This window comes from Hymenobacter sp. AT01-02, assembly GCF_000961955.2.
GTDB classification, from domain to species: Bacteria; Bacteroidota; Bacteroidia; order Cytophagales; family Hymenobacteraceae; genus Hymenobacter; species Hymenobacter mucosus.
Window position 1 is genome coordinate 13,963 of the sequence record NZ_JZIR02000017.1, and the last position, 21,346, is coordinate 35,308.

At 55.8% G+C, this 21,346-nt stretch carries 21 protein-coding genes and 1 pseudogene; 11 read left to right on the forward strand and 11 right to left on the reverse strand.

Going from position 1 to position 21,346, the window contains the following annotated elements; genetic code table 11:
* Positions 1 to 42 precede the first annotated feature (42 nt).
* Both VI25_RS07555 and VI25_RS07560 read left to right on the forward strand, forming a co-directional pair.
* Positions 43 to 2,289, forward strand: a complete 2,247-nt coding sequence (locus VI25_RS07555; protein WP_082455441.1) for a gliding motility-associated C-terminal domain-containing protein — start codon at positions 43 to 45, stop codon at positions 2,287 to 2,289.
* A gap of 274 nt (positions 2,290 to 2,563) precedes the next feature.
* Positions 2,564 to 2,860: an energy transducer TonB gene (locus tag VI25_RS07560; protein ID WP_179225425.1), complete on the forward strand. Its 297-nt coding sequence runs from the start codon at positions 2,564 to 2,566 to the stop codon at positions 2,858 to 2,860.
* Positions 2,861 to 2,953: 93 nt separating this feature from the next.
* Here VI25_RS07560 and VI25_RS07565 read toward each other — a convergent pair whose 3' ends face one another.
* The 3 genes from VI25_RS07565 to VI25_RS07575 form a co-directional block, all read right to left on the reverse strand.
* A complete protein-coding gene (locus tag VI25_RS07565; RefSeq protein WP_045688001.1) occupies positions 2,954 to 3,598 on the reverse strand; it encodes a heme-copper oxidase subunit III in 645 nt (214 codons plus the stop codon).
* A 172-nt stretch (positions 3,599 to 3,770) separates the two neighbouring features.
* Positions 3,771 to 4,118 (reverse strand): hypothetical protein, encoded by a 348-nt coding sequence (locus VI25_RS07570; protein ID WP_045688002.1) that lies wholly within the window; start codon positions 4,116 to 4,118, stop codon positions 3,771 to 3,773.
* Entirely contained in the window at positions 4,111 to 4,350 is a 240-nt protein-coding gene (locus VI25_RS07575; RefSeq protein WP_045688003.1) for a hypothetical protein, read from the reverse strand. The genes VI25_RS07570 and VI25_RS07575 overlap by 8 nt, the downstream gene beginning before the upstream one ends.
* Before the next feature lie 227 nt (positions 4,351 to 4,577).
* On the opposite strand from VI25_RS07575, the gene VI25_RS07580 reads away from it, so the two are divergent.
* The 5 genes and pseudogenes from VI25_RS07580 to VI25_RS07600 all read left to right on the forward strand — a co-directional run bounded on the left by VI25_RS07580 (position 4,578) and on the right by VI25_RS07600 (position 8,730).
* Positions 4,578 to 5,054: a hypothetical protein gene (locus VI25_RS07580; RefSeq protein ID WP_045688004.1), complete on the forward strand. Its 477-nt coding sequence runs from the start codon at positions 4,578 to 4,580 to the stop codon at positions 5,052 to 5,054.
* Positions 5,045 to 5,392 carry a hypothetical protein gene (locus VI25_RS07585; protein ID WP_055562406.1) on the forward strand — a complete coding sequence of 116 codons (348 nt, stop codon included), beginning with the start codon at positions 5,045 to 5,047 and terminating at the stop codon, positions 5,390 to 5,392. Before VI25_RS07580 ends, VI25_RS07585 begins: the two co-directional genes overlap by 10 nt.
* 24 nt (positions 5,393 to 5,416) lie before the next feature.
* Entirely contained in the window at positions 5,417 to 5,923 is a 507-nt protein-coding gene (locus tag VI25_RS07590; protein WP_055562407.1) for a DUF4920 domain-containing protein, read from the forward strand.
* 186 nt (positions 5,924 to 6,109) lie between these two features.
* Positions 6,110 to 8,246 (forward strand): annotated as a pseudogene (ligA, locus tag VI25_RS23975) (NAD-dependent DNA ligase LigA).
* A gap of 52 nt (positions 8,247 to 8,298) precedes the next feature.
* Positions 8,299 to 8,730: a rhodanese-like domain-containing protein gene (locus VI25_RS07600; RefSeq protein WP_089331451.1), complete on the forward strand. Its 432-nt coding sequence runs from the start codon at positions 8,299 to 8,301 to the stop codon at positions 8,728 to 8,730.
* 111 nt (positions 8,731 to 8,841) lie between these two features.
* Here VI25_RS07600 and VI25_RS07605 read toward each other — a convergent pair whose 3' ends face one another.
* Positions 8,842 to 9,771 carry a polysaccharide deacetylase family protein gene (locus tag VI25_RS07605; protein ID WP_045688008.1) on the reverse strand — a complete coding sequence of 310 codons (930 nt, stop codon included), beginning with the start codon at positions 9,769 to 9,771 and terminating at the stop codon, positions 8,842 to 8,844.
* 125 nt (positions 9,772 to 9,896) lie between these two features.
* On the opposite strand from VI25_RS07605, the gene dapA reads away from it, so the two are divergent.
* Positions 9,897 to 10,766: a 4-hydroxy-tetrahydrodipicolinate synthase gene (gene dapA, locus VI25_RS07610; RefSeq protein WP_045688009.1), complete on the forward strand. Its 870-nt coding sequence runs from the start codon at positions 9,897 to 9,899 to the stop codon at positions 10,764 to 10,766.
* Positions 10,767 to 11,277: 511 nt separating this feature from the next.
* Positions 11,278 to 11,415 carry a hypothetical protein gene (locus tag VI25_RS25075; protein WP_161806893.1) on the forward strand — a complete coding sequence of 46 codons (138 nt, stop codon included), beginning with the start codon at positions 11,278 to 11,280 and terminating at the stop codon, positions 11,413 to 11,415.
* On the opposite strand, the gene VI25_RS07620 is transcribed toward VI25_RS25075, so the two are convergent.
* On the reverse strand, positions 11,416 to 12,147 hold the full coding sequence (locus tag VI25_RS07620; protein ID WP_055562409.1) for a (Fe-S)-binding protein: 732 nt from the start codon (positions 12,145 to 12,147) through the stop codon (positions 11,416 to 11,418).
* A gap of 102 nt (positions 12,148 to 12,249) precedes the next feature.
* Positions 12,250 to 13,086 carry a hydroxymethylglutaryl-CoA lyase gene (locus tag VI25_RS07625; RefSeq protein ID WP_045688010.1) on the reverse strand — a complete coding sequence of 279 codons (837 nt, stop codon included), beginning with the start codon at positions 13,084 to 13,086 and terminating at the stop codon, positions 12,250 to 12,252.
* A 240-nt stretch (positions 13,087 to 13,326) separates the two neighbouring features.
* Here VI25_RS07625 and VI25_RS07630 point away from each other — a divergent pair, with 240 nt between their 5' ends.
* Positions 13,327 to 14,643: a M23 family metallopeptidase gene (locus VI25_RS07630; RefSeq protein ID WP_045688011.1), complete on the forward strand. Its 1,317-nt coding sequence runs from the start codon at positions 13,327 to 13,329 to the stop codon at positions 14,641 to 14,643.
* Between the two features lie 325 nt (positions 14,644 to 14,968).
* Here VI25_RS07630 and VI25_RS07635 read toward each other — a convergent pair whose 3' ends face one another.
* The 3 genes from VI25_RS07635 to VI25_RS07645 form a co-directional block, all read right to left on the reverse strand.
* Entirely contained in the window at positions 14,969 to 15,571 is a 603-nt protein-coding gene (locus VI25_RS07635) for a hypothetical protein (protein WP_045688012.1), read from the reverse strand.
* Between the two features lie 328 nt (positions 15,572 to 15,899).
* Complete coding sequence (locus VI25_RS07640; RefSeq protein WP_045688013.1) at positions 15,900 to 16,625, reverse strand: hypothetical protein; 726 nt, start codon at positions 16,623 to 16,625, stop codon at positions 15,900 to 15,902.
* Positions 16,626 to 16,627: 2 nt separating this feature from the next.
* Positions 16,628 to 18,370 carry a S8 family serine peptidase gene (locus tag VI25_RS07645; RefSeq protein ID WP_045688014.1) on the reverse strand — a complete coding sequence of 581 codons (1,743 nt, stop codon included), beginning with the start codon at positions 18,368 to 18,370 and terminating at the stop codon, positions 16,628 to 16,630.
* A gap of 1,264 nt (positions 18,371 to 19,634) precedes the next feature.
* Between VI25_RS07645 and VI25_RS07650 the strand changes: the two genes are divergently transcribed.
* A complete protein-coding gene (locus VI25_RS07650) occupies positions 19,635 to 19,868 on the forward strand; it encodes a hypothetical protein (protein ID WP_055562410.1) in 234 nt (77 codons plus the stop codon).
* 149 nt (positions 19,869 to 20,017) lie between these two features.
* Here VI25_RS07650 and VI25_RS28380 read toward each other — a convergent pair whose 3' ends face one another.
* Positions 20,018 to 20,689, reverse strand: coding sequence for a M20/M25/M40 family metallo-hydrolase (locus VI25_RS28380; RefSeq protein WP_316934282.1), 672 nt, complete (start codon positions 20,687 to 20,689; stop codon positions 20,018 to 20,020).
* The gene (locus VI25_RS28385; RefSeq protein ID WP_316934283.1) at positions 20,668 to 21,336 is read right to left on the reverse strand and encodes a hypothetical protein; all 669 of its coding nucleotides are present in this window, start codon (positions 21,334 to 21,336) and stop codon (positions 20,668 to 20,670) included. The genes VI25_RS28380 and VI25_RS28385 overlap by 22 nt, the downstream gene beginning before the upstream one ends.
* Between the last annotated feature and the right edge of the window lie 10 nt (positions 21,337 to 21,346).

The following is a 21,346-nucleotide window of genomic DNA, read 5'->3' on the forward strand; positions in this document are numbered from 1 at the left end:
TATCTTTCCACTTTCCCACTACCTAAACCGCCCGTCTATAGAATGTCTATTTCTACTCCTCAGCGACTCCGAGCAGGTTTGCTGCTGGTGCTGCTGTTGTGTTTACTGGGCCCAGCCGCCCGCGCTACCCACATTGTGGGCGGCGAGCTAGACCTGCAGTACCAGAACGGCAATACCTACCTGCTGACTCTAAACCTGTACTTCGACGCCGTAAACGGCAATGCGGGCGCTCTAGATGACGACTTGGTGGCCAGCATCTTTTCCAAGAGCACCAACCGGCGTATGCAGAACGTGACGCTACCGCTCACCACCAACACGCTGGTATCTTACACCAACCCAGCTTGCACGTCTCCCTCCTTGATTACGCGACGGCTGGTATACGCGCAGCGGGTTTCCCTCCCCGATGCTACCTATGATGACCCCGCCGGCTACTACGTGGCCGTAGAGAGGTGCTGCCGCAATAATGGCATCAGCAATATTCAGGTTCCTGGCAACGCCGCGCAAACCTTCTACTTAGAGTTTCCGGCCGTAGTGCGCAATGGGCGGCCTTTTATCAATTCTACGCCGCGCATATTCCCGGCCCTAAGCGACTATGCCTGCCGGGGAGAACTATTCTACTATAACTTCGGCGGGCAGGATGCCGACAAAGACTCCCTGGTATATGAGTTGGTAACGCCCCTCAATGGTCGTTCCAGCACCTTCGACCCGAAGCCAACTGTGGCCAGCTCGGCTCCCTATACCAACGTGGTTTGGAATTCGGGGCTTTCAACTACCAACCAGATTCCTGGCAACCCCACGCTAACCATTGGACGACAAACCGGGCGCTTGGAAGTGCGTCCTACCCAACTAGGGTTGTTTGTATTCGGCATTAAGTGCTCAGAGTATCGGGATGGGGTAAAGCTTGGAGAGGTGCGGCGCGACTTTCAGCTCAAAGTCATCCCCTGCGCCACCAACTCCCGGCCCAAGGTGCTTGTGCAGATGCCTGGCCGCTCCCTACCCTACGTGGTTGGCCGCGACACCCTCCGCCTGACGCCTAGTTCGCCCCGCTGCTTCCGCCTGAGCTTTACCGATTCCGACCCAACGTCGGCGCTTACGCTTTCGCTTAATCCCATCAACTTCAGCGCGCCCCTCCCCACGCTAAGCGTACTGCAAGGCACGGTAAACACAGCTGGCGTACCCGATACCATTGTGTCGCAGCTATGTTTTCCCTCGTGCCTGGACACGAAAGGCAAGGTGTACTTGCTGGACGTGATAGTGGCCGACAATGGCTGTAGCTTACCCAAGCGCGACACGGTGCGGGTAGCCTTCACGGCAATACCAGACCCCAATGGCCCGCCCGTGCTGCGAACTACGGCGGCTAGCCCCTTGCGCGTCCGGCCCGGCGACCTAGTGACGTTTGACCTGACAGCCACCGACCCGGAAAACGATCCGCTAACCCTAGAAATGATCGGTAAGGGCTTTTCGGCAACTAGTCTGGGCGCCCAACTCACGCAAGCCAGCAACGGCAACCAGCACACCGGCCGCTTTACTTGGCGCGTAGACTGTGCCGCCGTCGATAAGCCCTTGTATGAGTTTGAGTTTACCGCCGTAAGTATGCTCTGCGGTGAGCGAAAAACCACGTCGGTAGTAGTACCTATTCAGGTAGAGTACCAGAACGCTGCTCCTACCCTCACCTCCTCGTTGCCAGTTGCTACCGGCCCCACGGCGCCGCCAGTGGTCATTCAGGTTCCGCTGAACGGCGTGTATGAAGCGACTTTTGAGGGCCTTGATGCCGACCAAGACCTGCTTGCGCTGTCGGCCGCGGGCCAGGGGTTCGATTTGGCAGCCGCGGGCATGACCTTCACCCCGCGCAACGGGGCTGGGCAGGCAGCCGCTACCTTCCGCTGGGTTGCCGACTGTGAGGCTGCGCGGCAAGATGGGTTAACCGTCACGTTTCAGCTTCAGGAAACTACCTGCCGCCCGCAGCCTCAAACGCGCACAGTCCGGTTTGTGCTCACTAGCCCGGATACCATGCGCTTTCTGCCGCCCAATATTATCACGCCCACTACTCGAGACGGAAAAAACGACTTCTTCGAGCTAGATAACGTGCAGGTGCACTTGCCGCCCGACTTCTGCGACGCACGCTTTGCCGGAGTGAAAATATTCACCCGCTGGGGCAACCAGGTGTATCAGTCGGGCAGCCGTAGTTTTCGCTGGGACGGCAGCGGCCTGCCACCCGGCGTGTACTATTATCTAGTAGAATACACCAACAAAAAGCGCTACAAAGGCACTATCACCATTGCTCCTTAATCCTGAGCGGACACTACCCAGTATGATAAAGCATACCCGCATACTTTCCTTTTTACTAACAACCTGCGTGCTGGTTAGTAGCTGTCGCGAATCCGGCTCCCATTCTATCTTTCGGGACGAAGTGGCTAGCACGCAGGCGCCAACCCCACCAGAAGCGTCCCCTGATCTACCACCGCAGAGCAGTTCCGACCTAGTGCCCCTTGCAGAACCTGCTGAGCAGCCGAAGGCAGCAGCTGAAGTTGCAGAAGAGAAAGCCTACACGTTTGTAGAACAAATGCCTGAATTTCCGGGCGGTATGCAAGCCCTACTAGCGCACATCACACGCCAGGTGCGCTACCCTGCTGCCGCCTTGCGAGATGGAGTAGAAGGCAAGGTGTTCGTGAAGTTTATAGTAGGAGAAGACGGGGCTGTGCGCAATGCAAAAATCGAAAAAGGTATTGGCTCAGGTTGCGACGAAGAGGCTTTGCGGGCGATACAGGCCCTACCCGCTTTCAGGGCAGGTAAGCAAAATGGCCGGCCGGTACCCGTGTACCTGACTGTTCCGATTAGCTTCAGCGCCCAACCTAATTAGGCTGGCACCCAGCCCAGGTGATTTATAGCCCAAGGCCCCGCTACCTATTTGGTAGCGGGGCCTTGGCTTTGAGATTTGTAGCTTCTTTAAGCTTTAGTACAGAAAAAGGAAGGTTGCGAACAAGACGACCCACAGCACATCAATGAAATGCCAATATATGGTAATCATGTGTAGCTGCAGGCGGCGGTAGGGGTTTCGGATAAACACTAGCGTACGTACCCCGTCTCGGGAGGCGTGTATGGTGCGCAAGAGCAGAGCCAGCAGGAACAGCATACCACCTAGCAAATGCGCTACGTGCAGCCCTGATATCAGGTACAGAAACGTACCGCTAGCTAATTCGTCCATGGCTACGCCGTGCTGTAGTAGCTCGCGCCAACCAAGTAGCTGTAACCCTGCAAATACGCAGCTAAGTAGTAGCGTAGCGCCCAAGCAACGCGCAAGATTTGCGAGGTCGTCTTGCTGATAGAGCCGCTTGGCTTGGCTGATTACGTAGCTACTGATTAGCAAAACAATCGTGCTCAAGGAAAACGTACGTGGCAAGGGGTATAACTCCGTGGGGGAGTTACTATCGTAGCGCATCTTGGCATACGCCGCTACCAGTGCTACAAACAGCACCGTAATGCCGCCGAGCCCTAGGTACAGCATCATGAGCAAGGAAGGCATGCGCTCAATGCGCTGGAAGGTGGAAGCAGGACGGCCGGCACCGACCTTATCTTTGCGTTCTTTATCAGAATTCATTGAGTGGAAAAAAAGGGCTGCGTGCGTATAAGCAAACCATTCCGAAGCCCATTAGTTCCAGCCCGTCAGGCACTACCAGTATCCTGGGCCTTTCAGCAAGATACGCAAAATACCAGCCACCGACTACGCTTTTTCGCCTGAGTTATCCGTAAGATTCGGGGCTTTTCCAGCCTTAATCGGCGCGAAAAAACGACCCTATTTTTCCTAACACTGCGTTGATGGTAATCTTGGCCGAGCGACCCGCGCCGAACGTTACGTGCGTTTTGCCAGCTACCCGCAAATCCAGAACAAGCCCAAGCTGCAAGGCCAAGTCGTTTAGCTGCTGCAACGGGTCAATACGGGGGCCAGTTTTAGGCTTAGGCGGGGCGTTTGGGTCTTTGGGTGGGCCACTGGTAAGCTTATCGAGTACGCGCTGGCTGGGCAGGTTGATAATCAGATAGCCACCAGATGCCGCTACCTGAATATCATCCCCATCAAACGTAATAACCAGCCGCGCTTCCAGCTCTATGCCACTAGCCAAGGGGCTTGGGAGCTGGAGTTGCCGACGCCCCTGCTGCGGGGTTTTCGCCGCGGGTGCGAATACGCAGGGCCCCGTTTAGCCGAAACGTAGTAGGAGCCGCCGGATTTTGAGCATTGGGCATTTGCAGCTCCATTTGGTCGAAGTTCAACGACAGCTCAACGCCACCGGAAAGCTTGGAAAGCAAAGAAGCGGCCGTGTCGGCCCAAGAAGTTGGTTGGTTAGCGTCAGGCATAAGAGGGAGAATTAAGGGACAAACTAGGCACTCTAGACAACGTTGGAGCGCGGCGCAAGTTACGCGAACGAATGCCTCCGCCCTACCCCCGCGGCCCTGGCAAGACCTTTGCAAGAGCTGACACCGTGCTTTTGCTGGTGTAAGCTAAGCAGTAAGCAGAACCTTAGGCGCTGCGGATTTCGTATGTGCGTGCGGCAATTTGCCCATCTTTTTCTGCCCTCTTTCTCATGACCCGTTCCCCGCTTTTTGCTGCCAGCGTATGTGCGCTGCTGCCTCTTTTACCCCCTGCTGCTGCTCACGCCCAGGCGCCTACCGCCTATGACTGCACTCATCCCTTTGGGCTCTACGACAATATGGAAGTGGTGTACCAACTTCAAGATGCTAATGGGAAAGCGGCGGGTACTATTCGCAATCGGGTGGTGCTGCTCGGCTCGGAGCAGAACAAGAAGCAAACCATTACAACGAACACGGTGCTACTAAAAAGTGGCCTCTACGATACCAAGAACAGGCTATTGCGCTTGCAAGACGTCACGTACCTGTGCCGCCAAGACACGAGTTTCACGGATGGTACCAGTGAGCTAAACCCCGAGAGCCTCCGCTCCTTCCGCGACCGGCGGTTTGCGTACGCACCTGTTCCACTGGCGTGGCCAAATCAGCCACTGTGGGTAGCACCCTGCCCGGGGGCGGCGTTACTGTGCAAGTAAGCAGCACGGCCGTAGATATTGCTCAGGTGTATACCCGCGTGCAAAAGCGGCGCATTACGGGCACCGAATCCGTAACCACGCCGGCTGGTACATTTGAGTGTTACAAAGTGGAGTCGGAACGGGAAAGCGCCACTGCTGCCCGGGCTGATATGGTCATGCGCACCGTAAACCGCACCGTAGATTACTACTCCCCCGCCGTAGGGCTGGTCAAGACGGAGGTGTATGGGAAAAATGGCAAGCTAGAGCAGGTTCGTTTGCTCACCACCATCAACAAAACGGCGGCCCAACCCGAGCAGCAACTCAAAGTAAAAGAGAAGTACAAGAGCAAAAAGTCGTAAGTTGAGTTTCTAATTGCATGCAATATGAAGCTCTTCAACTGCTTACTCGCGGGCACCTTGCTGGCTGGTGGTGCGGCCTGCCAGTCGTCGCCGACTACCCAGCCCACTGAAACAGCCGCTACCACTCCCGCTGCTACGGGTGGCAAAACGTACGGCGCTACCATTACCGCAGAAGGCGCGCAGCCTCTATCGGCTCTCAACCAGTTACTCGGCAATAAGGATTCGGCGCAGGTAAAGCTAGTGGGTACTGCCGATGCCGTGTGTCAGGCCAAAGGCTGCTGGCTCACGCTGAAAACTCCGGAAGGCCAGGATATGCGGGTGCGTTTTAAGGACTATGCCTTCTTTGTTCCCAAAGACATTGCCGGCAAAACTGTGATTATAAATGGCTGGGCCCACCGCGAAACAGTGCCCGTAGAAGACTTACAGCACTACGCCAAAGACGCCGGCAAATCAAGGCAGGAGGTGGCAGCCATTACCCAGCCGGAGCACCAATTGAACTTTGAAGCCGACGGCGTACTAGTAACTGAATAAAAGCAGCACCGCCTAGCACCTAGACTAGGTATGTGGAGCCCCGGCAGGTTGTCGGGGCTCTTGTATTTTACCTTCTCGCAACCAACTAGGCAGCGCCAATACGGCTGACGCCGTTTAAGCCTTGACTACGCCCTGCTTGGAAAGGCGCGTAGTTTGTAGCTTGCAGCCCCAACCCCCACGCTTGTCATGTCCGACGTTCAGCAGCATATCACCGCCCTCACCGAGCGCCTTCACCACCTCAACTACCAGTACTACCAGCGCGACATCTCCGAAATACCCGACCAGGAGTTTGACCGCCTGTTGGCCGAGTTGCAGGCGCTGGAAAAACAATACCCCGAGTTTGCCCTTCCCAACTCGCCCACGCAGCGGGTGGGTGGCACTATCACCAAACAATTTCCCACGGCCGAGCACCGCTACCCCATGCTCAGCCTAGGCAATACCTACTCCGAAGCTGACCTCCGCGAGTTTGATGAGCGGGTACGCCGGGGCTTAGAAGGTGCCGACTACGCCTACGTCTGCGAGCTGAAGTTTGATGGTGTAGCCATGAGCTTGACCTACCAGGATGGCCAACTCACGCAGGGCGTTACCCGCGGCGACGGCACCCGCGGCGACGTGGTAACCAGCAACGTGCGCACCATCAAAAACCTTCCCCTCCACCTACGTACGGAGGTCCTACCCAACCCGCCGAGTTTGAAGTGCGCGGCGAAATATTCATGCCCCTGCCGGTGTTTGCGGAGCTGAACGCTGAACGTGAAGCCAATAGCGAGGCCTTATTAGCCAACCCCCGGAATGCCGCTAGCGGGGCCCTCAAGCTCCAGGACTCGGCTTTGGTTGCGGCCCGCAAGCTGCGCTTCTTCGCCTACTCCTTTCTGATGCCGGGCCGAAACATCTTTCCCACTCACAGTGCTTCCCTCCAGGCCTTGAGCACCTGGGGGCTCCCAGTGTCCGATACGTGGCGCCAGTGTCATTCCATTGAAGAAGTGCTGGATTTCGTGCATCAGTGGGACAAGCAGCGCTTTACGCTGCCCGTGGCTACCGATGGGATTGTAATTAAAGTAGACGATTTTCGGCAGCAAGAGCTGTTGGGCTTCACGTCTAAGAGTCCGCGCTGGGCTATTGCGTACAAATATCCCGCCGAGGCTGCCCGCACCCGGCTGCATACCATTCAGTACCAGGTAGGCCGCACGGGCGCCGTCACCCCGGTAGCCCTCCTAGACCCCGTACCCCTGGCGGGTACCATCGTAAAGCGTGCCTCCGTACACAATGCCAACCAAATTGCCGCCCTCGACTTGCGCCTTGGCGACATGGTATTTGTGGAAAAGGGTGGCGAAATCATTCCCAAGATTACGGGTGTTGACTTGGCTGCCCGTCCGGCCGAGAGCCAGCCGATTGTATATCCTACCGAGTGCCCGGCTTGCGGCACGCCTCTTATCCGGCCCGAGGGCGAAGCGCACTTCCGCTGCCCCAACGACCGGGGCTGCCCGCCTCAGCGAAAGGCCAAGCTGGAACACTATGTGTCGCGCAAGGCACTGAACATTGATGGGCTGGGTGCCGAAACGGTGGGTCGTTTCTTTGATTTAGGCCTGGTATCCGACGCTGCTAGCTTGTACGACCTACCCGCCAAAGCCGCTGAGCTGGCTCAGCTTGAGCGCATGGGCGAAAAGTCAGTGCAGCGCTTGATGACCGGCCTAGAGCAGAGCAAGCAGGTCCCTTCGAGCGGGTACTGTTTGGACTGGGCATCCGCTACGTGGGAGAAACTGTGGCCGAAAAGCTGACAACTCACTATCGCACCATTGAGGCGCTGGAAAATGCGTCTGTGACGGAGCTTGCTGCTACTCCCGAGGTAGGCGGTGTTATTGCAGAATCCGTAGCGGCGTGGTTTCAGGAAACCGAAAACCGAGCCATGATTGAACGACTGCGCGCAGCGGGCGTGCAACTAGCCCTCACGGGCGAAGCACCCCAGGCAGCCAGCGACCGGCTAGCGGGCCTCACGTTTGTACTGTCGGGAGTGTTTGAGGAACACAGCCGCGAGGAACTGCAACACCTGATTCAGCAGCACGGCGGCAAAGTAACGGGTAGCATCAGCAAGAAACTCAGCTACCTAGTAGCCGGCGACAAAATGGGCCCCGCCAAGCGCGAGAAAGCCACGGATTTAAAGGTGCCCATCATTACGGAGGCTGAACTGCTGGCAATGCTACCCAAAGCAACTGAGGCCATTGGCGGCGCTTCGGAGGATGCTCTACCTGGCATTGATACACCAACTCCGTCCGCCCCTACCACAGCGCCGGAAACTAACCCTGGGCAGCAAGGGTCTTTGTTCTAATCGTACACTAACGCAGGTATAGGATCTGTACAGCTCCTGGCACAAGCCTGTCGTGCTCACTTCGTTTCGTATGGTATTTCGTTTGCTTTTTGGTGCTGGTATTTTGCTGGCGCCGCTGTCTACGTTAGCTCAAACTACTGCTCCGGCAGTTCCCACTGCTACTAGTACGCCGCCGACGGTTCCTATTGTGGCAGTAGAGGAAGTAAAAAAAGCGCTACTGCAGCCCGGTGCAGTTTTGCTAGACGTGCGCACCCCTGAAGAGTATGCCGCGGGTCACTTGCCTGGGGCGCAAAATCTTAACTTCCGCGCCGCCGATTTTTCTACCCTGGTAGCCCAGCTCGACCCGAAAGTATCCTACATTATCTACTGCGCCTCCGGCAACCGCAGCAGCAAAACCATCCTACTGATGCAGGATAAAGGGTTCGAGCAGCTTATCAACGCGGGAGCCTACACCACGCTGCTAAAAGGTGGGGTAAAAAAGTAGGCACCTTTTGCCAAGTTAGCCTCGCCCCTACCAAAAAGGTCTGTTTCCGATGCCCTCATGGCACCAGAAACAGACCTTTTTCTTTTTGACAGTACGGTCTGGTCGGTAAACCTAGAAGCTGTTCACCATGCTATTGTGCAGGGTGCGGGGGCTCCAATAGCCGCTGGCAATGATGCGACGAATAGTATACAAGGGGTCCTGCTGGTCGCGCTTTTCGGCGAGGATAAAGGCGGCGTCCATGCCACGCTTTTTCAGCTCTGGAATAGCCTCGGGGTTCCAAAGGCCAAAGGGATAGGCGAAGTAGTTGATTTTCTTGCCCGTGATTTCTTCTAGTTGCTTGGTAGGCTTCTCAATCTGCGTCACCCAGTCTTGGCCCTGGTACTTCTTCACGTTGTGGTGGTCCCAGGTGTGCGAGCCAATGATGTTGCCTTCGTCGGAAAGCTGCTTCACCTGCGCCTTGCTCATGTAGTTGGGGCGGCCCAGGCTTACCGTCATAATGAAGTATACGGCCTTGTAGCCATATTTATCCAAGGTGGGCTTGGCAATGGTGAACTGGTCGAGGTCGGTATCGTCGAACGTTAGCATCACCGGCTTGCTGGGCAGGGCCGCACCCGTGGTCAGGTAGGCGTATAGCTGATCGGGCAGAATGGTGTGGTAGCCCGAGTCGGCCAGCATTTTAATTTGGGCCTTAAACTGCTCCACCGGCACGATGTAGTCCTTCGCGCCCTTCGAGTCGCGCGGGCGCCAATCCCGGATCTGGTGGTAGCATAGAATGGGCACCTGAGGCCGCGCCGTAATAGTGGCGGCATCGGCCCGCTCGGCAGCCGGAATAGTAGCGGGGCTACCAGCATTGTTGGTCGTAGCGGCCGTGGCTGTACCAGCCGTCGTGATGGTGGCCGTTTCGGCAGAGTCGGTGGCGGTGCCCAGGGTTACTGCCTTGTTTTCGGAGGCGGCTGCGGTTTTAGCATCATTGCAGGCAGGCAGGATGCTGAGGGTTGCCAGCGCAGTAGCGGCCAGCAAAGAGTAATGCGTAAAGTTCATGCGGGAGATAAGGCGGCTTGGCGCAAACCGCACCGTACTTTTGAAAGGAAGCGGATCAACCTTCGCCGTTGGTAGTGTACCTTTGCGGCGGGTTTCCCCTTACAAATCAACCGCTAATTTCCCGCATGGACAAACTCCGTGGCACTGGTGTAGCTCTCGTTACTCCCTTCACTCCCACCCCCGACCACGCTATAGATTACCCGGCCCTGCGCCGCCTGATTGATTTCACCTTGGAAGGCGGCGTGGAGTACCTCGTCATCAACGGTACTACTGCCGAATCGCCGACCATCAGCCCGGAAGAAAAAGCTGAAATTCTACGGGTAACGAAAGAGCACGTAGCGGGCCGCGTCCCCCTGGTATACGGCATCGGAGGCAACGATACGGCTGGGGTAGAAGCTACCATTCGCGCAACTAATCTGGAAGGTATTACGGCTATCCTATCGGCTAGTCCCTACTACAATAAGCCTAGCCAGGCGGGCATTATTGCCCACTACCAGCGCCTCGCCGACGCCTCGCCCGTGCCCTTGTTGCTGTATAACGTACCGGGCCGCACAGCCTCAAACATTACGGCGACTACTACCCTGGAGTTAGCAAAGCATCCCAACATCATTGGTACCAAAGAAGCTAGCGGCAACCTGGAGCAGTGCATCGCCATTGCCGCCGGCAAACCCGACGACTTCCTGCTGATTTCGGGGGATGATATGATGACAACCTCACTCATTAGCTTTGGCGCCGTGGGCATCATTTCGGTGCTGGCCAACGCCTTCCCGCGCCGCTTCTCCGACATGACTCGCTATGCCCTGGCCGGCGACTTTCAAGCAGCTAGCCAGCTTCTTTTCGGTTTCGTGGAGTTGAACCCCCTAATGTACGAGGAAAGCAACCCCGTGGGCGTGAAAACTGCCCTGGCCGCCCAGGGCCTCTGCGCCGACGCCGTGCGCCTACCCCTGGTAGAAGGCTCCGAGAGCCTGAAGCAACGGATAGGGCAGCTGGTGTGAGCGAGCTTTTCAGCTCTTACCTGCTACCTGTTTGCCTGCTTGGCTTTTACGCGCCGATGCTTGCTAGTAGCAGATATCGGCCCATTCAGCAAAAGCCCCAGCTACTCAAGTGGATTCATTTGGGTGGCTGGGGCTTCTCTGTGCTGCAGCTGGCAGCTTTCGAACTGTTTAATGTTTCCCTGCGGAGCCAATGGCAGATGCTATTCCCTTCGGGTTAGCTTGGCTTGCTGGCGGCAGCTATTTTACCATCCGCCGCCGACACCTCCGGACAAGTAGCAGGCTATACTTTGGGGGCTGGTTTTTATACCCTGGTTTATTAGCCGGATCTTACTTCCTGGACCGAATATGCTTTTCACTTGTTTCCCTGCCTATTCTGGTCTTTCTGCCCAGCACCGAATTTTACTCCAGTGCTGATTGCTCCCTCCGCGCAGCCGCCAAAGGTTTTTTAGCGCCTCCTCAAGTAGCGCTGATAACCCCGGTAGGACTAGCACTGGAGAAACATCACGGCACCGTGAACCGGGACGAAGTGGCCCTGGATGAGCCCACCGCTGTAACCGATGTGACTATTATTCCTGCCTTTTCGTCTGATACGCTTTCCGTGATGATAACTAGCCCTACCGGTAAACAGAAGCTAACTTTTCCTCACTAACTACCAGCCGCTGGCTAGCACATCTGCCACGTGCAGGGTTTTGATGGGCTTTTTCTCCCGGCGGATGTAAGCATCAAGGTGCATGAGGCAGCTTGTATCAGTACTAATGAGGTAGTCGGCACCGGTGGCAAGGGCATGCTCCACCTTCTGCTCAGCCATGGCTACGGATATGGCCTCAAACTTCACGGCAAAGGTGCCACCAAAGCCGCAGCACGTTTCCGTTTCGGCCATTTCCAGGCGCTCTAGGCTAGGAATAGCATCGAGAAGCTGGCGGGGTGCTTCGCGGATACCACACTCGCGCAGGGCCGAACATGAGTCGTGGTAGGTGTACTTGCCGGTGAGGCGCGCCTTGGGAATGGACGTTACGCCCAGCACATCTACCAGAAACTCGGTCAATTCAAAGGCGCGACGCTGCACTCCGTGGTAGCGGGCGGCATCGGCGGTACCTTCAAATAAATCGGCGTAGGTGTTGCGCACCATGCCAATGCAGGAAGCCGAGGGGCTCACAATGTAGCGTTCCTCCTGGGTTGGAAAGTCGGAGAGAAACTTGCGGGCTACCTCGCAGCTCTGCTCCTTATAGCCCGCATTATAAGCTGGCTGTCCGCAGCAGGTTTGGTTAGCGTTGTAGTGCACTTCGCAGCCCACAGCCTCTAGCACCTTCACCATGTTTAGGGCCGTTTGGGGGAATAGTTGATCTACAAAGCAGGGAATAAACAGGTCGACGGCTGGCATGAGGAAAGAAATTCAGAGGATTGACCTAAGTAGAGGGCAGCCGTTCGTACGTTGCAAAGGGCTCCTTTTCGGCGCACTCCCCCATTCAAAAACAAAGTAAGCTTAATGCGCTGCGAAAATACGCTGATTCCATTCTTGGGCCTCGGCTAGCGCTACTAGGTTTAAACCAGGCGCCTGCCCTACCTCCTGCGCGAAGTCCAAGAGGCGTTCGGTGGGCATATTGCCCGTGAGCTGGTCGGCAGCCATGGGGCAGCCACCGTAGCCACCCAAGGCCCCATCGAAGTGGCGGCAGCCTGCTGCATACGCGGCCTGCACCTTCTCGTGCCAGCTGCCAGGGGTAGTATGCAGGTGGGCGCCAAACCGGATGGTGGGGAAGGCGGCCGTAAGCTCCCGAAATGCCGGACCAATCGTGGCAGGCGTAGACACGCCAATAGTGTCCGACAAGGCCACATTGCGCACGCGCAAGTCCGCAAGCTTCTGGGTGAACTCCCCCAGCACGGCGGGGCTCCAGGCATCGCCATAGGGGTTGCCGAAACCCATGCTCAGGTACACCACCTGCTCCTGCCCACTGCGGGCGCACAGCTCCTGCATTCGGGTCACGTCGTCGAGGGCTTGGGCAATGCTTTTGTTGGTATTACGCTGCTGGAACGTTTCCGACACGGACAGGGGAAAACCGATGTAGTGGATTTGGGAGTACTGAGCCGCCGTTTCAGCACCGCGCAGGTTGGCCACAATAGCCAACAGCTGCGTTGTCGATTTGCTCAGCTCTAAGCCAGCTAGCACCTCGGTGGTGTCGGCGAGTTGGGGTATGGCTTTGGGCGAGACAAACGAACCGAAATCAAGCGTATCGAAGCCCACTCGCAGCAAGGCATTGAGGTAGGCTATTTTATCGGCGGTGGGAATGAAGGTCGACCAGCCCTGCATGGCATCGCGCGGCATTCGGTGAGGTGGAGCATAACAAACGGGTGGGTAGAAAATGGAGCTTCGCAAAGGTAGGATAACCTGGCCCTAGGGCGCGTACCAACTATTACAGCTCTTCGGACCCGCAGTCCGCTGGCCTCCACTATATGCCTGGTACAAGGCAGGTAGCCCTACTCCCAACAGATAGTATGCATACCGAACTACTCCCACCGGCTTCGGGTTTAACTAGGTACCTCTTTTGCTACTTACTCCCGTTCAATGTTGCCTCGCCTGCGCGCCTTACCTGCTTTCCTAATTATCTTATTTCTAACCGCCTGCAGCCAGTCACAAACCCTGCAGGGCATTTTTCAGAAGGCCAACCCCCACGAAGAATACGAACGTCGTTTGCGCCAAGCCCGCCTCGACGAAACCGCGCTGGGCCGCGACTGGCTGCGGGCAGCCGACCAAGCACTGCGCGATTCGCTGACGGTTAGCCTGCCTTTCCAGGAAAGCGGTTTTTTCCCCGCCGACCGCGCCGTGGCAGTGGGCTACCGCTACCTTGTTCGCACTGGCGAGGCTATTCACGTGAGCCTCACGCTAGCACCCGGCACGGAAGCCCCGCGTGTTTTTCTGGATGCCTTTGAGTTGCGCCCCGATCAGCAAGCCGCTCCGCGCCTGCTAGCCTCCGCTGATACGGCTGCTCTTTCCTTCCGGTACGTGGCCGAAGATAGCCGCCAGCATGTGCTGCGGGTGCAGCCAGAACTGCTGCGCGCCGGGCGCTACACGGTCCGTATTCAGCGGGAGCCAAGTTTGGGATTTCCTGTGAAAGGGAAGAACGACGTAGCTGTGGGTAGCTTCTGGGGGGTGGCCCGCGACGGTGGCGCGCGCCGGCACGAGGGCATTGATATTTTTGCCAAGCGTGGCACTCCGGCTGTAGCCGTCACTAATGGCTATATCACCCGCGTCAATGAAACCAAGTTGGGGGGCCGCGTGGTGTGGCTGGCTGATGCGGAGCATGGCCAGCACATTTACTACGCCCACCTCGATAAGCAGCTAGTACAGCCCGGCCAGCAAGTGCGCACAGGCGACACACTCGGCCTAGTTGGCAACACGGGCAATGCCCGCACTACCCCACCCCACTTGCACTTCGGCGTGTATCGTTCGGGCCAGGGCGCTGTTGACCCCTTCCCGTTCGTGCGCCACGCCGACGTGCTGCCCCCGGCACCTCGCACCATGCCCAGCCGCCTGGGCCAGTGGGTGCGCGCTCGGGAACCCCGGGTAGGATTGCGCCACAGCCCAGCCACTAAGGCTACTTCGTTTACCACCGCTACCCGCTCGACCCCCCTGTTGGTACTAGGAGCTACCGCTGATTGGCTGCGGGTGCAGTTGCCAGCTGGCGGCACCGGCTTTGTAGCGGCGAAGGCCGTGCTTACGGCAGCTCCCCTGCGCCGGGAAGCACTACCAAATTCCGCCGACTTGTATGCCCTGCCTAGCCCTAATGCCCCCGCGCTAGACACGCTGGCAGCCCGTACGAGTGTCGCCGTCATCGGCGAATTTGGGGGCTACCGTCTCGTGCGCAAACCCAACGGCGCGTAGGGTGGCTTGCTCCCGTAGCATCATAGCCAGCCCGGAGGGCCTAGCTCTAGCTATTCATCAGGGTCTTTTTTGATGCCCCAGGCTAGCTTCATGTTTTGTTCATGTACGGGTTGGTAGGTTTGCCCCGGTGATTGGAGTAAAGCGCGGTGTACTTCTCAACGGAGAGGTACACCGCGTTTATGTTTAGCCAGCAACCCAAGGCCATATCTTCTAGAACCTACTACCTAAGGGCCGAGTGCATCTACTGCTATCTAGTTGACTAGAAAGTAACAAAAAAGGCCTCGCCAGATGGTGAGGCCTTTTTTGTTTGGCAGTAGTGACAAGTTTATTCAGCAACTATCACCGCACGACCTAACTTCTTCGAGAAAGCAAGCCGACGCTCCCGTCCTTCCGATGCGGTGTAGTCAAACCCGATAGAGCGGGTATCTTCTTTCACGGAGCTCCACGATTGTACATCTACATTCTCAGGCTGCGCGGAAGTGCGTGGTATGGCAGGCTGCACAAACCGGTCGGTAGCAAAAAAGGAATTCATGCCCTGCAGAATGGCAATTTCCTTGTCGCGGACAGTAGCGGCTCGTGGGTCGGCTAGGTCACGCTCGTTTATAAGCGCAGTAGCGGGCATCACTTCCTTGCGCAAGGTGTCGCCGGTACTACGCACGATGATGAAGTACGCCTGCGCCGTGGCAATCTTTGGCCCGCGCAACTGCAGAATAAAATTGTCCTTCGTCTTGGCGTTGGAGAAGTAATGGGTGGTATTCACTGTGCGCAGCACCGTGCGTTCCGAAACCCGATTGCGGCTACCTTCTGGGGAGGGAGAAAATATCTGCTGGGAGTTCTTGGAGTTCCCCACTTCCCGCTCCGTATTGATGCAGGAACTGGTGTACAGCAGTAACAGAGCGCAGGTGGTGGGGAGGACAAGCTTTTTCATTGTTGGACAGTCGACCATCTTCTAATCAGTTCGGCAAATTACAAAACCTCCGATAGCCTTTTCGGATGAAGAGGTCGGCCTAGCCATTTTTATACCAGAACAGCGGGCAAGAGCCCTGTACCGTAAAAAACAACTGGAGGTTATGTGAGAATCTATGTGGGCTGGTGTAGTGGTTTCTGTGCTGACGCTATGTAAAAACCAGCCACCACAACACCCGCTTTTTTTACGATTATTTACGCGTCAAATGCATTTACTGTTCTTAAAACTGCCGTGGTTTCACGGTATTATGCGGCTTCCAATACTGTTTTTTCGCCTTACCTCCTCAGCTTTATATTATATCAAGCTCTAATCCTATTACCACGCGGGGTAGCTCAGGATAGAATGTGCGGGCGCTGGGCGTGAAAGTGTGCGTGAGCCGGTAGCGGCCTACTGCCACCAAACGACCCGAGCCTAAGCGCGCACCCACTGTCAGGGGCCACCGCTCCAAATAGTCCAATCCCCGCTCATTTACTATAGTCCGCTTCGCCCTATTGCTGCCGCCTCTGTCCTGGTAGGTGTGCAAGGTACCAAAAACCCAACCAGCTCCAGCCGTAAGATCCAGATAGCGCCCAACTACGTTGCCCCGGCGCCCGAAGTTTAGGCGCATATATGGCTCCAGTACTGCCTGCTGAATCACCAGATTTTCGGAGTGATGAGTGGTAGCGTTAGGCAGCACTTTCTGGGCGTTTTGCACCAAGGCATAGTTTAGACGCACGTAACGTACATCAAACCCCACGGCAGCCTGCTGTGAAAGGCGGAATTTATACCGCATTCCGGCAAATAGCTCCGCGGAGCTAAAACTACGCAACTCGGCTCCCGAATTCTTAGAGCGCCCTACCACGGGAGCATACCCTACATAGGCATGCTGAAAAAAAGCTCGGTTAGGGCCCGTGCGCGTTTCTACCGTATCAAAACGCGTTACGGAGCGGAGCAGCACACGCTGGGCCTGGGCAACTGAGGCCGTCAAGCTACTCAAAAGCACCGCTGCCAACAGGATGCGCGCGAAAGACTTCATCCTCATGGAGCAGGGTATGATTGGGTGTAGCCGCGGTAGTGTACGCGTAGCACGTCACCGGGCTGTAGGCGTTCCAAGGACAAGCGCAGAATTACCCGCTGGCTTACTTCTACTACTTCGTAGCGGCGCAGTACGCCCCGCTTGTTTACGATATGCCAGTACAGGTATTCTGGCGGAGCTGCCGCCGTGGCAATGGGAGTAGGATCAGCCGGGTCTTCTTCAGTAGGCGTAGTAGGAAGGCCTTCTTCCCGCCCAAGCTTACCAGGGTCGGCGGGTGGCGTTACGGCCGCGGCAGAATCGGCGTAGAGCGGTAGCAGGCGAGCGGGCACGCGGGCCGCTTCGGGCCGGATGATAACGGCCAGCATGGAATCCTTTTGCGCCACAAAATCAAACGTGGCGGCCGGCGCTGGAACTGGCTGGGTAAAGGCTGCTGCCCGAGGAATGCCGTACCCGTGGGCATAGTCAAAATAAGGATACAAGCTAGCTCCGCTTTGCAAACGGCGGAACAGCTCCATCACGGGCAAGTTCCGATTCTGTTGCAGCACACAGGCAGCAAAACCGGCTACCAACGGACTGGCAAACGAAGTTCCCTGGGTGTGCACGTAACCACCAGGAGCAGCTGCTACCACCGTTCCGAAGGCCACCACGTTGGGCTTGAGGCGCTTATCAGCAGTGGGCCCATAGCTACTGAAATCGATGTGCAGGAAAGTATCGGGGTCAATGCCTCCTACGGCTAGTACGGAGTCGCCATCGGCGGGGGTCCCCACCGTGCGCCAATGCCTGTCATCGCCATCATTACCGGCCGCGTTTACCACCAAGATACCTTTGCGCACCGCTAGTTCGGCAGCCCGTGCAATTAGGCTAGTGCGGCCGTTCATTTGCTCGGGGAAGTAGCGCCGGGTAGTATAGCCCAAGGAGGAGTTGATGATATCGGCCCCATTTTGGTCTGCCCACTCGGCGGCGGCTAGCCAAGCAAATTCCTCTGCGTACCGTTCCCGGTACATCTGCTCCGTGCGGGCCAGTAGAAATTCGGCTTGCGGGGCCAGCCCTAGGTAGGTGCTATCGGGCAAGCGCCCTGCAATACACGACAGTACCTCGGTTCCGTGCGAGCCTCCCTGGTATACGTTAGGCGTGTGCCGTAGGAAGTCATACGTTTGCACAATGCCCTTCCGGCGGCGAATATGGGCAAACGCACGATGATGATCGGCGGAGTTGAAGCCCACGTCGAAGATAGCAATCCGCACTCCTTGCCCATCCAAATGGTTGCGCTGGAAATCGTTGCTCCCGAGACTAGTCGTCTGACGGCGCGCCAACTGTCGGTCAGCTGCTGACAAGTACATTGAGCCTTCGGCTACGGCGGAGGCAGCTTTGCTAGCAGGTAGCAAAGCAGGAGTGCTTAGTTCTTCCACAGCCAGCACGCCCGGCAGCCGACGCAGCGCAGCGGCCTGGGCCGAAGAAGCTCGGCAAGCCACCCCGTTAAGCCAGCGACTCACATAGAATATACTGTCCGCAGAGGCTCGTACCTGCGCCACGTAGTCGGGACGAACAGGGTAGTCGGTACTGTCAGCGGCGGGCAGGTGCTGGCGGCGGCGGCGGGCCTGAGCTTCCGGGGTAAAGTAGTGGCTGGGGGAAAAGCGTTGGCCGGCTTTATCCCGAAAGGTTACCCAGTAGCGAACTGGCGTGGGCCCCGCAGTGGCGCCTATTCCACTACCTCCCCATAGCGCCAACAGGGCTACTGCCTTCAAAACGTAAGAATAGAAACGCAAGCGAAAAACTGTAATTCGGAATTATTCTCTAGCAGCTACCAAGGTACAACAAACCCAGCGGTACCCCATACCCTGCGCTGGTTTTTGCTAAGCCACACTTCCTACCCACAAACTGCGGGCCTATTATAATACATGCTACGCTTTTTACTACCTACTTATATGGTATAACATTCTTAAAATTTCATGTCACTCATATCAATTCTAATTATGCAATCGATTTCATCAATCTTAACTTCGTTGGAAGAACTTGCTGCATTATAGAATTTACTTATTGATAAGTGCTGCACTACTAATAGATTTTTCCTATACAATGTTTATACACCGAAAGTATGCTTGAAACCTTCCGAGCCCTGTCAATATACTATCAGCTTTCTTACTTATGCATAATTTAACAGCTAGAGATACATATGCAGTACATTATAGATCAGCAGGATGCAGCAATAAAATTATGCAAAGGAATCAGTAATTTACAGCTGCAATAACCAAGCATAGAAAGCGCGCCCACTCATTGCGTGCTAAGCAACCGGGCGCATCACAGTGATTAATACACTTCTGACCAATCATTGCACAAACAACTTATAAACCTGATAAGCTTCGGCGAGCTACCCACTAAAAGAAATAGAAAGCAGCAAGATGATGCTAGGAAGAAGCCTATAGGAACCGGGCGCTACAAGTGTGGTAAATACATAGAAACAACAACCTGCTTTTTAAGCTGATTTTACCGACTAGATCATATATTCCGCCCATATCCATTACCTCCAGTATCCGATGCATTACCGTATGCATAAGCCCTAACAATTGCGCGAGCTTATTTTCACAGGTGGCCAAGCTAGTTTATTAGTTAGTTCAACCACATCTATTCGCCTCAGACCTTGCTACAGCTTGGCACACGCGCAGAATTGATTGCTTATAATATTCTAACAAATATCGTTTACTTGCTATATTTATCCACTACCAGATTGTTGTACTGAGCATTCAAACGCATGAGTAGTTAAAGAAAAATTCCTTATTAGCTGCTAAGAGCCCACAATTATTTTATGCAGAGCACTAACTTACCTCACGCGGTTGCGTAAACTTGATTGTATTTATCTTCATGCTGCATTCTTATTTTTCCTACCAGGAACGTTAATGTTCTTGTTAGGCTACTCCAAAAAACGCAGGGCATGGATAAATATATTTGCAGCAAATAAAAAAATACATCAATTTTGGTTCGCACTACAAAATTCTCACAATAAGAATACTCATGGCAGCTCCTGACCTTAACAAACTACAGCAAATTCTAGCCAGCGCCGAAGATAACGAAGCCGTTATCACCCAAATTCGTAAAAGCTTCGCCAAAGTAAACGAGTTGCTTTCCGAAATCAATACCATGCTGGAGCCCGGCTATCGCATCGAAAAAAAGGAGCGTAAGCCACGTGCTACTAGCAGCACCGGTAAGCGCCCTGGCCGCCCGAAGAAAAACGCCAGCGCTGAATAATTCAGCCTTGTTATGTACAAAAGAAAGCCCCGCTACTAATTAGTAGCGGGGCTTTCTTTTGTATCCTTAGCCGGATTACAGACCGTATTTGCTGATTAAATACACAAGGGAAGCCATGCTCGCTCCACCAAGCTCTAATTCGCGGCGGTTTACTTTATCGAATGTGTCGGCGGCCGTGTGGTGAATATCGAAGTAACGCTGAGAGTCGCATTCGTAGCCAATGAGGCTTTGGCCTGCCCTTTTAGAGGCCCAATATCGGTGCCGGCATGACCCGCCGAAAAATCAGCGCTGCCGTAGCTGTGAAACAGGGGCTGCCACTGCTGCAGACGCCGTACCGTGGCTTCGGGGGCCTCCACGTTGAACCCCCGGGGCGTGAAGCCACCACCGTCCGACTCCATAGCGGCTATGTGCTTCTCGTTGGCTGCTTTGGCTAGCTCCGCATATTTGTTGCCACCGCGGGTGCCGTTTTCTTCGTTCATAAACAGCACGGCCCGCACCGTACGCTCTGGCCGGAGTCCCGTGGCTTTCAGCAGGCGAAGCACCTCAATGCTTTGTACGCAACCAGTACCGTCGTCGTGAGCCCCCTGGGCTAGGTCCCAAGAATCAAGATGACCACCAACGGTGATGATTTCATCGGGGTACTTAGAGCCCTTTATTTCGCCCACCACGTTGTAGCTTTTCACCTCGGGCAAGGTCTGACAGGCCATTTCCAGCTCCACCGTTAGGCCAGCGTCAGCTTTGAGCAGTTGGCTAAGCTCATCGGCACTATTGGTGCTGAGCGCGGCGCCCGGCACTTTGGTTACCTGGTTATCGTAGGCCATGGTACCCGTGTGGGGAAAATCGTCGTGGGCCAGGGTGAGGCTGCGCACCAAGCTCCTACGGCCCCACGCTTGGCCGCCTCAATGGCACCGCTGCGGCGCTGGTCGCCGGCCTCGCCGTAGGCCCGGCCGGTTTCTACGTACAACGGGTTCATTGGCCGGTTGAAGAACACAAACTTACCCTTTACCTTCTCATCGGGCAGGGCTGCTAGCTCCTGCATGCTACGCACTTCTACCACCTGTGCTCTCAGCTTGCCATTGGTGCCTACTGAGCCGCCCAGAGCGCAAACATTTAGAGTTAGCCCTTTGCCCTTGTTGCCCTTCACGGTAGCTTTTTCCTTGGCCCCACGTACCCAGTGCGGTACCATCACTTCTTGCAAGTACACCCGGTCTACCCCCATTTTTTCCAGGGTGATTTTGCCCCACTGCACAGCTTTCTCGGCCTCGGGTGAGCCACTTAGCCGGCCCCCAATGGTGCCCGTGAGTTCCCGCAGGTTTTCGTAGCTCTGCCCGCGAGCCAGCGCCTCATCGTAGATTTTGCGGATGGCTAAGGAGTCGATTTTGGTTGCGCCCGTTTGGGCGGTGGCAGTTCCGGCAGCACCGAGCAGAACCAGAGCACCTACGGTTAGGCGGCGGAGAGATGTACGCATATGGCAGGAG